The sequence below is a fragment of the Pseudomonas flexibilis genome (assembly GCF_000806415.1).
GTDB lineage: Bacteria > Pseudomonadota > Gammaproteobacteria > Pseudomonadales > Pseudomonadaceae > Serpens > Serpens flexibilis.
This window is the reverse complement of record NZ_JTAK01000013.1, coordinates 1-15598: the sequence shown is the minus strand read 5'-3', so window position 1 is coordinate 15598 and position 15598 is coordinate 1. Positions and strand designations below refer to the sequence as shown.

12 protein-coding genes and 1 tRNA gene are annotated in these 15598 nt (G+C 60.5%); all 13 read left to right on the top strand.

Features of this window, described 5'->3' with window-relative positions:
• The coding region (locus PT85_RS17400) for an EF-Tu C-terminal domain-related protein (RefSeq protein WP_039607341.1) at positions 1-311 on the top strand (311 nt) is incomplete at its 5' end.
• Positions 312-365: 54 nt separating this feature from the next.
• A tRNA-Trp gene (locus PT85_RS17395) sits at positions 366-441 on the top strand.
• A gap of 44 nt (positions 442-485) precedes the next feature.
• Positions 486-854 carry a preprotein translocase subunit SecE gene (secE, locus tag PT85_RS17390; protein ID WP_027591041.1) on the top strand — a complete coding sequence of 123 codons (369 nt, stop codon included), beginning with the start codon at positions 486-488 and terminating at the stop codon, positions 852-854.
• A 9-nt stretch (positions 855-863) separates the two neighbouring features.
• Positions 864-1397, top strand: coding sequence for a transcription termination/antitermination protein NusG (gene nusG / locus PT85_RS17385; protein ID WP_027591040.1), 534 nt, complete (start codon positions 864-866; stop codon positions 1395-1397).
• A 115-nt stretch (positions 1398-1512) separates the two neighbouring features.
• Complete coding sequence (gene rplK, locus PT85_RS17380; protein ID WP_027591039.1) at positions 1513-1944, top strand: 50S ribosomal protein L11; 432 nt, start codon at positions 1513-1515, stop codon at positions 1942-1944.
• Positions 1944-2639, top strand: coding sequence for a 50S ribosomal protein L1 (gene rplA, locus PT85_RS17375; protein ID WP_027591038.1), 696 nt, complete (start codon positions 1944-1946; stop codon positions 2637-2639). The genes rplK and rplA overlap by 1 nt, the downstream gene beginning before the upstream one ends.
• 192 nt (positions 2640-2831) lie before the next feature.
• Positions 2832-3332: a 50S ribosomal protein L10 gene (rplJ, locus tag PT85_RS17370; RefSeq protein WP_027591037.1), complete on the top strand. Its 501-nt coding sequence runs from the start codon at positions 2832-2834 to the stop codon at positions 3330-3332.
• Positions 3333-3410: 78 nt separating this feature from the next.
• The gene (gene rplL / locus PT85_RS17365) at positions 3411-3779 is read left to right on the top strand and encodes a 50S ribosomal protein L7/L12 (RefSeq protein ID WP_027591036.1); all 369 of its coding nucleotides are present in this window, start codon (positions 3411-3413) and stop codon (positions 3777-3779) included.
• A 209-nt stretch (positions 3780-3988) separates the two neighbouring features.
• Positions 3989-8065 carry a DNA-directed RNA polymerase subunit beta gene (rpoB, locus tag PT85_RS17360; RefSeq protein ID WP_027591035.1) on the top strand — a complete coding sequence of 1359 codons (4077 nt, stop codon included), beginning with the start codon at positions 3989-3991 and terminating at the stop codon, positions 8063-8065.
• A gap of 62 nt (positions 8066-8127) precedes the next feature.
• The gene (gene rpoC, locus PT85_RS17355) at positions 8128-12324 is read left to right on the top strand and encodes a DNA-directed RNA polymerase subunit beta' (protein ID WP_027591034.1); all 4197 of its coding nucleotides are present in this window, start codon (positions 8128-8130) and stop codon (positions 12322-12324) included.
• Between the two features lie 158 nt (positions 12325-12482).
• Entirely contained in the window at positions 12483-12854 is a 372-nt protein-coding gene (rpsL, locus tag PT85_RS17350) for a 30S ribosomal protein S12 (RefSeq protein ID WP_027591033.1), read from the top strand.
• 90 nt (positions 12855-12944) lie between these two features.
• Positions 12945-13415, top strand: a complete 471-nt coding sequence (gene rpsG / locus PT85_RS17345; RefSeq protein ID WP_027591032.1) for a 30S ribosomal protein S7 — start codon at positions 12945-12947, stop codon at positions 13413-13415.
• A gap of 27 nt (positions 13416-13442) precedes the next feature.
• A complete protein-coding gene (gene fusA, locus PT85_RS17340) occupies positions 13443-15545 on the top strand; it encodes an elongation factor G (RefSeq protein ID WP_027591031.1) in 2103 nt (700 codons plus the stop codon).
• The last annotated feature ends 53 nt before the right edge of the window (positions 15546-15598 follow it).

Below are 15598 nucleotides of genomic sequence, written 5' to 3'. Positions count from 1 at the left end.
TTCTGGCCAAGCCGGGCACCATCAAGCCGCACACCAAGTTCGAAGGCGAAGTGTACGTGCTGAGCAAGGAAGAAGGTGGTCGTCACACCCCGTTCTTCAAGGGCTACCGTCCGCAGTTCTACTTCCGTACCACTGACGTGACCGGTAACTGCGAGCTGCCGGAAGGCGTCGAGATGGTAATGCCGGGTGACAACATCAAGATGACCGTCACCCTGATCGCTCCGATCGCCATGGAAGACGGCCTGCGTTTCGCCATTCGCGAAGGTGGCCGTACCGTTGGCGCCGGCGTGGTTGCCAAGATCCTCGAGTAATCGGTTGATCTTCCTTTCTCAGGTCGGCATAATTGCCGGCCTGATTCGAGTTCCAGGCCAGTAGCTCAATTGGCAGAGCGGCGGTCTCCAAAACCGCAGGTTGGGGGTTCGATTCCCTCCTGGCCTGCCAGATTCTCGAGAGTCTGGCAATTTTCCCTGACAGGATCCAAGCAGATGAACACCAAGGTTGAAGCAAAAGAAGGTCGCTTTGATCTGCTCAAGTGGCTTGCAGTCGCTGTGATCGTGGCGGCGGGTGTCGTCGGTAACCAGGTTTTCTCTGCCGAGCCGCTGCTTTACAGGGTTCTGGTTCTGTTGGTCCTGGCCGTTGTGGCTGCCTGGGTGGCGACGCGTACGGTGAAGGGGAGTGCCTTTCTGGTGCTTGCCAAGGAGGCGCGCGCAGAGATCCGCAAGGTTGTCTGGCCTACCCGTCAGGAAACAACGCAGACCACGCTGATCGTGGTTGCGGTCGTTCTCATTATGGCGCTGCTGCTGTGGGGGCTCGATTCCCTTCTCGGCTGGCTCGTTTCTTTGATTGTGGGTTAAGGGTGCTACGTGGCTAAGCGTTGGTATGTCGTACATGCTTACTCGGGTTACGAGAAGCATGTCATGCGCTCGCTGATCGAGCGTGTCAAGCTGGCCGGTATGGAGGATCTGTTTGGCGAGATCCTTGTCCCCACCGAAGAGGTGGTGGAGATGCGTAACGGTCAGAAGCGCAAGAGTGAGCGCAAGTTCTTTCCAGGATATGTGCTGGTCCAGATGGAAATGAACGAAGCGGCCTGGCACCTGGTAAAAGACACTCCTCGGGTGATGGGTTTCATTGGTGGTACTGCGGATCGCCCTGCGCCGATTACTGATCGCGAAGCTGAGGCTATTCTGCGTCGCGTTGCCGATAGCGGTGACAAGCCGAAGCCCAAGACCCTGTTTGAGCCGGGAGAAACGGTTCGTGTGATTGATGGGCCGTTCGCTGATTTCAATGGTGTAGTCGAAGAAGTCAACTACGAAAAGAGCCGAATTCAGGTTGCAGTCCTGATCTTCGGTCGTTCCACTCCGGTGGAGCTGGAATTCAGCCAGGTAGAGAAAGTCTAGCCTGGCGAGCTGTCCCGTAACCCCGCAGCCTTTGTTGCGGGGTTTTGTCGTCACTGGGATTTACTTGAAAGAAACCGGGGAGCCCAAGGGCGTTTAACCCGCAACGGAGCTACAAATGGCAAAGAAAATCACAGCTTATATCAAGCTGCAGGTGAAGGCCGCTCAGGCCAACCCCTCGCCGCCGGTCGGTCCCGCTCTGGGTCAGCATGGCGTCAACATCATGGAGTTCTGCAAGGCGTTCAACGCCAAGACTCAGGGCATGGAGCCCGGTCTGCCGACTCCGGTGATCATCACCGTTTACAGCGATCGCAGCTTCACCTTCGAAGTGAAGAGCACTCCTGCTGCCGTTCTGCTGAAGAAGGCCGCAGGTATCACCAGTGGCTCTGCTCGTCCGAATACCCAGAAGGTGGGCACCGTCACCCGTGCTCAGCTGGAAGACATTGCCAAGTCCAAGCAGGCTGACCTGACTGCTGCCGATCTGGACGCTGCTGTGCGCACCATCGCCGGCTCTGCCCGCAGCATGGGCCTCAACGTGGAGGGTGTGTAATGGCCAAGCTGACCAAGCGCCAGAAGGCAATTGCCGAGAAGGTTCAGGCTGGCAAGCTGTACGGCTTCGAAGAGGCCGCTGCACTGCTCGCTGAGCTGCCCTCCAGCAAGTTCAAGGAATCCGTGGACATCGCCATCAACCTGGGCGTTGATCCGCGCAAATCCGATCAAGTGGTTCGCGGTGCTACCGTGCTGCCGAACGGCACCGGCAAGAGCGTCCGAGTAGCGGTGTTCGCTCAGGGTCCGGCTGCCGAAGCTGCTCTGGCCGCTGGCGCCGAGCGCGTTGGCATGGACGACCTGGCTGCCGAAATGAAGGGTGGCGACCTGAGCTACGACGTGGTCATCGCTTCCCCGGACGCCATGCGTGTGGTTGGCCAGCTGGGCCAGGTACTGGGCCCGCGTGGCCTGATGCCGAACCCGAAGGTAGGCACCGTGACTCCCGACGTGGCCACTGCTGTGAAGAATGCCAAGGCTGGTCAGGTTCGTTTCCGTACCGACAAGAACGGCATTATTCACGCTTCCGTGGGCAAGATCGATTTCGAGCCGCTGAAGCTGAAGCAGAACGTGGAAGCCCTGCTGGCTGATCTGAAGCGCCTGAAGCCGTCCACCTCCAAGGGCGTGTACGTCAAGCGCATCACCCTGAGCTCCACCATGGGCCCGGGTCTGCAGATCGATCAGGCTTCTCTTGAAGCCTAAGACCTGTGCGACAGCTTCGGCTGTCGCGCTGTATTGGGGTCCCTGCCTGGCGGGGGCCGTCCAAGACCGTAGGTGGCGAAAGCCTTAAACGTTCGGCCTACGCAGATGGTGCTCCCGATTCGGTCTCCGAATCAGACACCAGAACCCCGAAGGGTCTCGGCCCTTCGGATTGGTAAATCCAGGAGTGTACCCGTGGCAATTAAACTCGAAGACAAGAAAGCCATCGTCGCTGAAGTCAACGAGGCTGCCAAAACTGCCCTGTCCGCTGTCGTGGCTGATGCCCGTGGCGTGACTGTAGGGGCCATGACCGGACTCCGTAAAGAGGCCCGCGAGGCTGGTGTGTACGTGCGTGTCGTGCGTAACACCCTGCTCAAGCGCGCCGTTGAAGGCACTCAGTTTGACGTGCTCAACGACGTGTTCAAAGGCCCGACCCTGATTGCTTTCTCCACCGAACATCCGGGCGCTGCCGCTCGTATCTTCAAGGAGTTCGCCAAGGGTCAGGACAAGTTCGAGATCAAGGCCGCTGCATTTGAAGGTCAGTTCCTCGCAGCCAATCAGATCGACGTGCTGGCAACCCTGCCGACTTACAACGAAGCCGTTGCACAGCTGATGAGCGTTATCCAAGGCGCTACCAGCAAGCTGGCTCGTACTCTGGCAGCTATTCGCGATCAGAAGGAAGCCACTGCCGCCTAAGTGCGCAGGGCATCGTCTACTCGCTTATTCGTTTAATTAGATGGCCGCAAGCCATCCCCCAATACAGGAATTAGAGTCATGGCTCTGACCAACGAAGACATCATCAACGCCGTTTCCGAAATGTCCGTCATGCAGATCGTTGAACTGATCAAGGCGATGGAAGAGAAGTTCGGCGTTACCGCCGCTGCCGCTGTTGCTGCCGGCCCGGCCGCTGCCGCTGCCGTGGTTGAAGAGCAAACCGAGTTCAACATCATCCTGACCGACGCTGGCGACAAGAAAGTCAACGTCATCAAGGTTGTTCGCGAGCTGACCGGTCTGGGCCTGAAGGAAGCCAAGGCTGTGGTCGACGGCGCTCCTGGCGTGGTGAAGGAAGGCGCTTCCAAGGAAGAAGCCGAAGCCGCCAAGAAGGCTCTGGAAGAAGCAGGCGCCAAGGTCGAGCTCAAGTAAGCTCAGTCCTTGCGTCTACAGCCTGGGCGTTTCGCGTAAGGCTGATGGCTGGTGGCAGTTGCCACCGGCCTTTTTCCGTTATAGGTGGCTTTCTATGGGCCGCCTGTAACACACCACCGATAGGTGGCGCAGATCTGTGATCTGCACGATTTGCTGGCTGCTCCCGTCGGAGAAGCCAAACAAGCAGGTGACCAAGCTGGGGAACGCTGATGGCTTACTCATACACTGAGAAAAAACGTATCCGCAAGGACTTTAGCAAGTTGCCGGACGTGATGGATGTGCCTTACCTCCTGGCCATCCAACTGGATTCGTATCGCGAATTCCTGCAGCAAGGAGTGAGCAAGGAGCAGTTCCGCGACGTTGGCCTGCATGCGGCCTTCAAGTCCGTATTCCCGATCATCAGCTATTCGGGCAACGCTGCCCTGGAATACGTCGGCTACCGTCTGGGCGAGCCGGCTTTCGATGTCAAGGAATGCGTGCTGCGCGGCGTAACCTTCGCGGTGCCGTTGCGTGTGAAGGTTCGACTGATCATTTTCGACAAGGAATCGTCGAGCAAGGCAATCAAGGATATCAAGGAGCAGGAAGTCTACATGGGGGAAATCCCCCTGATGACCGAGAACGGTACCTTCATCATCAACGGTACCGAGCGCGTGATCGTTTCCCAGCTGCACCGTTCTCCGGGTGTGTTCTTCGATCACGACCGCGGCAAGACCCACAGCTCGGGCAAGCTGCTCTACTCGGCACGAATCATTCCCTACCGTGGCTCCTGGCTGGACTTCGAGTTCGATCCGAAAGACGCGGTCTTCGTGCGTATCGACCGTCGCCGCAAGCTGCCGGCGACCGTGTTGCTGCGCGCGCTCGGCTATGGCGCGGAAGAAGTCCTCGCGCAGTTCTACGACACCAACGTTTTCCACCTCAAGGGTGAAATGCTGAACCTGGAACTGGTTCCGCAGCGCCTGCGTGGTGAAATCGCCGCGTTCGACATCAAGGACGAGAACGGCAAGCTGATTGTCGAGCAAGGCCGTCGTATCACCGCTCGTCACATCAACCAGATCGAGAAGGCCGGGCTCAAGGAGCTCGAAGTCCCGATCGAGTACGTGCTGGGTCGTACCACCGCCAAGGCGATCGTGCACCCGGTCACCGGCGAGATCGTCATCGAGTGCAACACCGAACTGACTACCGAGGCGCTGGCCAAGATCGTCAAGGCCCAGGTCAGCCGCTTCGAAACGCTCTACACCAACGAGATCGACTGCGGTCCGTTCATCTCCGACACCCTGAAGATCGACTCCACCAGCAACCAGCTGGAAGCACTGGTCGAGATCTACCGCATGATGCGTCCCGGCGAGCCGCCGACCAAGGACGCCGCCGAGACGCTGTTCAACAACCTGTTCTTCAGCGCCGAGCGTTACGACCTGTCCGCGGTCGGTCGCATGAAGTTCAACCGTCGTATCGGTCGCACCGAGATTGAAGGCCTTGGCGTCCTGTCCAAGGAAGACATCATCGACGTGCTCAAGACCCTGGTCGACATCCGTAACGGCAAGGGCGTGGTCGATGACATCGACCACCTGGGCAACCGTCGCGTCCGCTGTGTGGGCGAAATGGCCGAGAACCAGTTCCGCGTGGGCCTGGTGCGCGTCGAGCGCGCGGTCAAGGAACGCCTGTCCATGGCGGAAAGCGAAGGCCTGATGCCGCAGGACCTGATCAACGCCAAGCCGGTGGCTGCTGCGGTCAAGGAGTTCTTCGGTTCCAGCCAGCTCTCGCAGTTCATGGACCAGAACAACCCGCTCTCCGAGATCACCCACAAGCGCCGCGTCTCTGCACTCGGCCCGGGCGGTCTGACCCGCGAGCGTGCCGGCTTCGAAGTCCGTGACGTGCACCCGACCCACTATGGTCGCGTCTGCCCGATCGAAACCCCCGAAGGTCCGAACATCGGCCTGATCAACTCGCTGGCCACCTATGCCCGCACCAACCGCTATGGCTTCCTGGAAAGCCCGTACCGCGTGGTCAAGGGCGGCAAGGTCACCGACGAGATCGTCTTCCTGTCCGCTATCGAAGAGTCCGACCACGTCATTGCCCAGGCCTCTGCCAAGTTGAACGAAGCAGGCGAGCTGGTCGAAGAGCTGGTGAACGTCCGTCATCTGAACGAATTCACCGTGAAGGCGCCGGAAGACGTCACCCTGATGGACGTATCGCCCAAGCAGGTTGTTTCCGTCGCTGCCTCGCTGATTCCGTTCCTCGAGCACGACGACGCCAACCGTGCGCTGATGGGTTCGAACATGCAGCGTCAGGCCGTGCCGACCCTGCGCTCCGACAAGCCGCTGGTGGGTACCGGCATGGAGCGCAACGTCGCCCGTGACTCCGGTGTCTGCGTGGTCGCCCGTCGTGGCGGCGTGATCGACTCGGTCGATGCCAGCCGCATCGTGGTGCGCGTCAACGACGCCGAAGTCGAAACCGGCGAAGCCGGCGTCGACATCTACAACCTCACCAAGTACACCCGCTCCAACCAGAACACCTGCATCAACCAGCGTCCGCTGGTGAATAAGGGTGACGTGGTTGCGCGTGGCGACATCATGGCCGACGGTCCGTCCACCGACATGGGCGAGCTGGCGCTGGGCCAGAACCTGCGCGTGGCGTTCATGCCGTGGAACGGCTTCAACTTCGAAGACTCCATCTGCCTGTCCGAGCGCGTGGTTCAGGAAGACCGCCTGACCACCATCCACATCCAGGAACTGACCTGTGTGGCCCGTGACACCAAGCTCGGCCCGGAAGAAATCACTGCGGACATTCCGAACGTCGGTGAGGCCGCGCTGAACAAGCTGGACGAAGCCGGCATCGTATATGTCGGTGCCGAAGTCATGGCAGGCGACATCCTGGTCGGCAAGGTCACCCCGAAGGGCGAGACCCAGCTGACTCCGGAAGAGAAGCTGCTGCGCGCGATCTTCGGTGAGAAGGCCAGCGACGTGAAGGACACTTCCCTGCGTGTACCGACCGGTACCAAGGGTACTGTCATCGATGTGCAGGTGTTCACCCGTGACGGCGTGGAGCGCGACTCCCGTGCCCTGGCGATCGAGAAGCAGCAACTCGACGAGATCCGCAAGGACCTCAACGAAGAGTTCCGCATCGTCGAAGGCGCGACCTTCGAGCGTCTGAGCGCGGCCCTGGTGGGCGCAGTCGCCGAAGGCGGCGCCGGCCTGAAGAAGGGCACTGTCATCACCAGCGAGATTCTTGCCGGCCTGGAACACGGCCAGTGGTTCAAGCTGCGCATGGCCGACGACGCGCTCAACGAGCAGCTGGAAAAGGCTCAGGCGTATGTGGCTGACCGTCGCCAACTGCTGGACGAGAAGTTCGAAGACAAGAAGCGCAAGCTGCAGCAGGGCGATGACCTGGCGCCGGGCGTACTCAAGATCGTCAAGGTCTACCTGGCCATCAAGCGCCGCATTCAGCCGGGCGACAAGATGGCCGGTCGTCACGGTAACAAGGGTGTGGTGTCGGTGATCATGCCGATCGAAGACATGCCCCATGACGAACACGGCGTGCCGGTCGACATCGTGCTGAACCCGCTGGGCGTACCATCGCGTATGAACGTCGGCCAGATTCTGGAAACGCACCTGGGCCTGGCGGCCAAGGGGCTGGGCGAAAAGATCAACCGCATGCTCGAAGAGCAGCGCAAGGTCGCCGAGCTGCGTGAGTTCCTGAATCAGGTGTACAACGAGATCGGCGGTCGTCGCAAGGAAGAGCTGGACACCTTCAGTGACCAGGAGATCCTTGAGCTGGCAGCCAACCTGCGCAAGGGCGTGCCCATGGCCACCCCGGTGTTCGATGGTGCCAAGGAAAGCGAGATCAAGGCCATGCTGCGCCTGGCGGACCTGCCGGAAAGCGGCCAGATGCGCCTGTACGACGGTCGCACCGGTAACGCCTTCGAGCGTCCGACCACCGTCGGCTACATGTACATGCTCAAGCTCAACCACCTGGTCGACGACAAGATGCACGCGCGTTCCACCGGTTCCTACAGCCTGGTCACCCAGCAGCCGCTGGGTGGCAAGGCGCAGTTCGGTGGCCAGCGTTTCGGGGAGATGGAAGTCTGGGCGCTGGAAGCCTATGGCGCCGCCTACACCCTGCAGGAAATGCTGACCGTCAAGTCGGACGACGTGAACGGCCGGACCAAGATGTACAAGAACATCGTGGACGGCGATCACCGCATGGAGGCCGGCATGCCCGAGTCCTTCAACGTGTTGATCAAGGAAATCCGTTCCCTGGGTATCGACATCGAACTGGAAACCGAATAACACGCACCGCCATGCGGCGCCCGGCACGGCCGGCCGCCGCAGGTCCGTGAGGAGGAAAGGCCTTGAAAGACTTGCTGAATCTGTTGAAAAACCAGGGTCAAGAAGAGTTCGATGCGATCCGTATCGGTCTGGCTTCGCCGGAGATGATCCGGTCCTGGTCTTTCGGCGAAGTGAAAAAGCCGGAAACCATCAACTACCGTACCTTCAAGCCGGAGCGCGACGGCCTGTTCTGCGCCAAGATCTTCGGCCCAGTGAAGGACTACGAGTGCCTGTGCGGAAAGTACAAGCGCCTCAAGCACCGCGGCGTGATCTGCGAGAAGTGCGGCGTCGAAGTCGCGCTGGCCAAGGTGCGTCGTGAGCGCATGGCGCACATCGAGCTGGCCTCGCCGGTTGCCCACATCTGGTTCCTGAAGTCCCTGCCGTCCCGTATCGGTCTGCTGCTGGACATGACCCTGCGTGACATCGAGCGCGTGCTCTATTTCGAGAGCTACGTGGTGATCGATCCGGGCATGACCACCCTGGAGAAGGGCCAGCTGCTGAACGACGAGCAGTACTTCGAAGCCCTCGAGGAGTTCGGTGACGACTTCGACGCACGTATGGGCGCCGAGGCGGTTCGCGAACTGCTGATGAGCATCGATCTGGACCACGAGACCGCTCGCCTGCGTGAGGAAATCCCGCAGACCAACTCGGAAACCAAGATCAAGAAGCTGTCCAAGCGCCTGAAGCTCATGGAAGCCTTCCAGCAGTCCGGCAACAAGCCGGAGTGGATGGTGCTGACCGTTCTGCCGGTGCTGCCGCCGGACCTGCGTCCGCTGGTGCCGCTGGATGGCGGCCGCTTCGCGACCTCCGACCTGAACGACCTGTATCGTCGGGTGATCAACCGTAACAACCGTCTGAAGCGCCTGCTCGATCTGGCTGCGCCGGACATCATCGTGCGCAACGAAAAGCGTATGCTGCAGGAAGCGGTCGACGCCCTGCTGGACAACGGCCGTCGCGGCCGCGCTATCACTGGCTCCAACAAGCGCCCGCTGAAGTCCCTGGCCGACATGATCAAGGGTAAGCAGGGTCGTTTCCGTCAGAACCTGCTCGGTAAGCGCGTCGACTACTCCGGTCGTTCCGTGATCACCGTGGGCCCGACCCTGCGTCTGCACCAGTGCGGCCTGCCCAAGAAGATGGCCCTGGAACTGTTCAAGCCGTTCATCTTCGGCAAGCTGGAAGCCCGTGGCCTGGCGACCACCATCAAGGCCGCCAAGAAGATGGTCGAGCGCGAGCTGCCCGAGGTCTGGGACGTGCTCGCCGAAGTCATCCGCGAACATCCGGTACTGCTCAACCGCGCGCCGACCCTGCACCGTCTGGGTATCCAGGCGTTCGAGCCCGTGCTGATCGAAGGCAAGGCCCTGCAGCTGCACCCGCTGGTGTGCGCCGCGTACAACGCCGACTTCGACGGTGACCAGATGGCCGTGCACGTACCGCTGACCCTCGAGGCTCAGCTGGAAGCGCGCGCGCTGATGATGTCCACCAACAACGTGCTGTCGCCCGCCAACGGCGAGCCGATCATCGTTCCTTCGCAGGACGTGGTGCTGGGTCTGTACTACATGACCCGCGAAGCCATCAATGCCAAGGGCGAAGGCCGCGTGTTCGCTGACCTGCAGGAAGTCGACCGCACCTTCGGTGCGCGCGAAGTGTCCCTGCACGCCAAGATCAAGGTACGTATCCACGAGACCGTCAAGCAGAAGGACGGCTCTGTGGTGGAGAATACCCGTATCGTCGACACCACTGTCGGCCGTGCGCTGCTGTTCCAGATCGTGCCCAAGGGTCTGTCCTTCGACGTCGTCAACCAGCCGATGAAGAAGAAGGCAATCTCCAAGCTGATCAACCAGGCCTACCGTACCGTCGGCCTGAAGGACACCGTGATCTTCGCCGACCAGCTGATGTACACCGGTTTCGCCTACTCGACGATTTCCGGCGTCTCCATCGGCGTGAACGATTTCGAGATCCCGGCCGAGAAGGCCCGCATCATCGATGCCGCCACCGAGGAAGTGAAGGAGATCGAAGCCCAGTACGCCTCCGGCCTGGTGACCCAGGGCGAGAAGTACAACAAGGTGATCGACCTCTGGTCCAAGGCCAACGACGAAGTGTCCAAGGCGATGATGGCCAACCTGTCCAAGGACAAGGTCATCGATCGCGAAGGCAAGGAAGTCCTGCAGGAGTCGTTCAACTCCATGTACATGATGGCGGACTCCGGTGCGCGGGGTTCCGCGGCCCAGATCCGTCAGCTGGCCGGTATGCGTGGCCTGATGGCCAAGCCGGACGGCTCGATCATCGAGACGCCGATCACAGCGAACTTCCGCGAGGGTCTGTCGGTTCTGCAGTACTTCATCTCGACCCACGGTGCACGTAAGGGTCTGGCGGATACCGCACTGAAGACCGCGAACTCCGGTTACCTGACCCGTCGTCTCGTCGACGTGGCACAGGATCTGGTAGTGACCGAGATCGACTGTGGCACCGAGCAGGGCCTGATCATGACGCCGCACATCGAAGGTGGCGACGTGGTCGAGCCGCTGGGCGAGCGCGTGCTGGGTCGTGTCGTGGCTCGCGATGTGCTCAAGCCCGGTTCCGAAGAGGTGCTGCTGCCGGCAGGCACGCTGATCGACGAGAAGCTGGTCGAATTCATCGAACGCAACAGCATCGACGAGATCGTCGTGCGTTCGGCGATCACCTGCGAAACGCGCTACGGCATCTGCTCCTGCTGCTATGGTCGCGACCTGGCCCGTGGTCACCGCGTCAACATCGGTGAGGCGGTGGGTGTTATCGCTGCCCAGTCGATCGGTGAGCCGGGTACTCAGCTGACCATGCGTACCTTCCACATCGGTGGTGCGGCCAGCCGAACCTCGGCTGCAGACAGCGTGCAGGTGAAGAACGGCGGTACCATCCGTCTGATCAACATGAAGCACGTGGTACGTGGTGACGGCGCCCTGGTGTCGGTCTCCCGTTCCGGTGAACTGGCGGTTGCCGACGACTTCGGTCGCGAGCGCGAGCGCTACAAGCTGCCGTACGGTGCCGTCGTTTCTGCGAAGGAAGGCGACAAGGTCGATGCCGGTGCCATCGTGGCCAAGTGGGATCCGCACACCCACCCGATCGTCACCGAAATGAAGGGTTTGGTGACCTTCGTGGGCATGGAAGAGGGCATCACCATCCGCCGTCAGGTGGACGAGCTGACCGGCCTGTCCAGCATCGAGATTCTCGATCCCAACGAGCGTCCCGCCGCTGGCAAGGACATCCGTCCGGCGATCAAGCTGGTCGACGAAAAGGGCAAGGAGCTGTTGCTCCCGGGTACCGACGTACCGGCGCAGTACCTGCTGCCGGCCAAGGCGATCGTTGGTGTGACCGACGGCGCCCAGGTCAGTGTGGGTGACGTGCTGGCGCGTATCCCGCAGGAAACCTCCAAGACCCGCGACATCACCGGTGGTCTGCCGCGCGTTGCCGACCTGTTCGAAGCGCGTCGTCCGAAGGAAGCGTCGATCCTGGCGGAAATCAGCGGCACCATCTCCTTCGGCAAGGAAACCAAGGGCAAGCGCCGCCTGGTCATCACTCCGAACGATGGTAGCGATCCTTACGAGGAGCTGATTCCGAAGTGGCGTCACCTGAACGTGTTCGAAGGCGAACAGGTGAACAAGGGTGAAGTGATCTCCGACGGTCCGAGCGACCCGCACGACATCCTGCGTCTGCTGGGTGTCAGCGCGCTGGCCCGTTACATCGTCAACGAGATCCAGGACGTCTACCGTCTGCAAGGCGTGAAGATCAACGACAAGCACATCGAGACCATCCTGCGTCAGATGCTGCGCAAGGTCGAGATCACCGAAGCCGGCGACTCCAGCTTCATCAAGGGCGACCAGGTCGAGCTGACTGCGGTGCTGGGCGAGAACGAGCGCCTGTCCACCGAGGACAAGTTCCCGGCCAAGTACGCCCGCGTATTGCTGGGTATCACCAAGGCGTCGCTGTCGACCGAGTCGTTCATCTCCGCGGCTTCCTTCCAGGAAACCACGCGCGTGCTGACCGAGGCTGCCGTGACCGGCAAGCGCGACTACCTGCGTGGTCTGAAGGAGAACGTGGTGGTGGGCCGTCTGATCCCGGCGGGTACCGGTCTGGCCTATCACAGCGAGCGCAAGCGCCGTCGCGATGCCGAAAAGCCGATGCGTGTGAGTGCCGACGAAGTCGAAGCCGCACTGACCGAAGCGCTGAACTCCAGCGCCGGCTGAGGAAGAGCCCGGGCGCCAGTCGCCCGGGCTTAGCCTTGACGGGGCGTTGAGCTCTCTTTAAACTCACGCACCCCTAAATTTGGCAGGGCGTGTTGCTCTGCCATTTTGCTTTCTTCGGAAAGCGATTGTGTCGAAAGACAAAACAGTGGAGCTAGTAGATGGCAACTATCAACCAGCTGGTGCGTCAGCCGCGCAAGCGCATCGTCGACAAGTCCGACGTGCCCGCGCTGCAGAACTGCCCCCAGCGCCGTGGCGTGTGCACTCGCGTGTACACCACCACTCCGAAAAAACCCAACTCCGCACTGCGTAAAGTCTGCCGGGTGCGTCTGACCAACGGTTTCGAGGTTTCCTCGTACATCGGTGGTGAAGGCCACAACCTGCAGGAGCACAGCGTCGTGCTGATCCGTGGCGGTCGTGTAAAGGACCTTCCGGGTGTGCGTTACCACACCGTGCGCGGTTCCCTGGACACCTCTGGCGTCAAGGATCGTAAGCAGGGTCGTTCCAAGTACGGCGCCAAGCGTCCGAAGTAACTTTTTTTATCTGGGTCGATAAGAGTAAGGTCGGGCGTGACGTTGTGTCATGGTCCCGGGCTAACCTGAAGACCGTTTGAGGGCTTATCAATGCCAAGACGTCGTGTAGCAGCGAAGCGTGAGATTCTGGACGATCCGAAATACGGAAGCCTGATTCTCGCCAAGTTCATGAACCACGTGATGGAAAGCGGCAAGAAGGCCGTGGCCGAGCGCATCGTTTACGGTGCCCTGGATACTGTCAAAGCACGCAAGAACAGCGATCCCCTGGAGATCTTCGAAAAAGCTCTCGACGCCATCGCTCCGCTGGTCGAAGTGAAGTCCCGCCGTGTCGGCGGTGCTACCTACCAGGTTCCGGTCGAAGTTCGTCCGTCTCGTCGCAGCGCCCTGGCCATGCGTTGGCTGGTTGAAAGCGCGCGCAAGCGTGGTGAGAAATCCATGGCACTGCGCCTGGCCGGCGAGTTGCTGGATGCCTCCGAAGGCAAGGGTGCAGCGGTCAAGAAGCGTGAAGACGTGCACCGCATGGCCGAGGCCAACAAGGCGTTCTCGCACTACCGCTTCTAATTCAAGCGACCACACGAGGACCTTATCGTGGCCCGTACTACACCGATCAACCGCTACCGTAACATTGGTATCTGCGCCCACGTGGACGCAGGCAAGACCACTACGACCGAGCGGATCCTGTTCTATACAGGCGTGAACCACAAGATGGGCGAGACCCACGACGGCGCTTCCACCACCGACTGGATGGTGCAGGAGCAGGAGCGTGGTATCACCATTACTTCGGCAGCCGTTACCGCCTTCTGGCAGGGCTCGCAGAAGCAGTTCGACAAGTACCGCGTCAACGTGATCGATACCCCCGGTCACGTGGACTTCACCATTGAAGTGGAGCGCTCCCTGCGTGTGCTCGACGGCGCCGTGGTGGTGTTCTGTGGTACCTCCGGCGTTGAGCCGCAGTCGGAAACCGTATGGCGTCAGGCCAACAAGTACGGTGTACCGCGCATCGTCTACGTCAACAAGATGGACCGTCAGGGTGCCAACTTCGAGCGCGTAGTCGCCCAGATCAAAAAGCGCCTGGGCCACACCCCGGTGCCGCTGCAGCTGCCGATCGGTTCCGAAGAGAACTTCATTGGCCAGATCGATCTGATGACCATGCAGGCCGTGTACTGGGACGAAGCCGACATGGGCATGACTCCCCGTTACGAAGCCATTCCGGCTGAACTGCAGGCCAAGGCCGAGGAATACCGCTCCAACATGGTCGAGGCTGCTGCCGAAGCCAATGAGGAGCTGATGAACAAGTACCTGGAAGAGGGTGACCTGTCCGTCGAAGAAATCAAGGCCGGTCTGCGTCAGCGCACCATCGCCTGTGAAATCGTTCCGGCCGTTTGCGGTTCCTCGTTCAAGAACAAGGGTGTACCCCTGGTTCTCGACGCCGTGATCGACTACCTGCCGGCACCGACCGACATCCCGCCGATCCAGGGTACCAATCCGGATAACGAAGAGCTGACCGACGAGCGCGTTGCCTCCGACGAAGCGCCGTTCTCCGCGCTGGCGTTCAAGATCGCTACTGACCCCTTCGTCGGTACGCTGACCTTCACCCGCGTGTATTCCGGTGTGCTGTCTTCGGGCGACTCCGTGATCAACTCGGTCAAGGGCAAGAAAGAGCGCGTTGGCCGTATGGTGCAGATGCACGCCAACCAGCGTGACGAGATCAAGGAAGTCCGCGCGGGCGACATCGCTGCGCTGATCGGCATGAAGGATGTCACCACCGGTGACACCCTGTGCGACATCGAGAAGCCGATCATCCTTGAGCGTATGGACTTCCCGGAGCCGGTAATTCACGTCGCCGTGGAGCCCAAGACCAAGGCTGACCAGGAGAAGATGGGTATTGCGCTGGGCCGTCTGGCTCAGGAAGACCCGTCCTTCCGCGTGCGCACCGACGAAGAATCGGGCCAGACCATCATCGGTGGTATGGGCGAGCTGCACCTGGACATCATCGTCGACCGTATGCGCCGCGAGTTCAACGTCGAGGCCAACATCGGCAAGCCGCAGGTGGCCTACCGCGAAACCATTCGCAACACCTGTGAAATCGAAGGCAAGTTCGTTCGTCAGTCCGGCGGTCGTGGTCAGTTCGGTCACTGCTGGATTCGCTTCGCGCCGTGCGACGAAGGCCAGGAAGGACTGGAGTTCAAGAACGAAGTCGTTGGTGGTGTGGTTCCGAAGGAATACATCCCCGCGATTCAGAAGGGTATCGAAGAGCAGATGAAGAACGGCGTTCTCGCCGGCTATCCGCTCCTCGGTCTGAAGGCCACCGTGTTCGACGGCTCCTACCACGACGTCGACTCCAACGAAATGGCGTTCAAGATCGCGGCCTCCATGGCCACCAAGCAGCTGTCCCAGAAGGGCGGTGCCGTACTGCTTGAGCCGATCATGAAGGTCGAGGTGGTGACCCCTGAGGATTACATGGGCGACGTGATGGGTGACCTGAACCGTCGTCGCGGTCTGATCCAGGGCATGGAAGACAGCGTCTCCGGCAAGGTGATCCGCGCCGAGGTTCCGCTGGGCGAGATGTTTGGTTACGCTACCGACGTTCGCTCTATGTCGCAGGGTCGTGCGAGCTACTCCATGGAGTTCTCCAAGTACGCGGAAGCGCCGAGCAACATCGTCGACGCTATCGTCAAAAAACAAGGTTGATTCAGCCCTTTAAGTAAGAGGTTTACTGTCGTGGCTAAGGAAAAATTCGAACG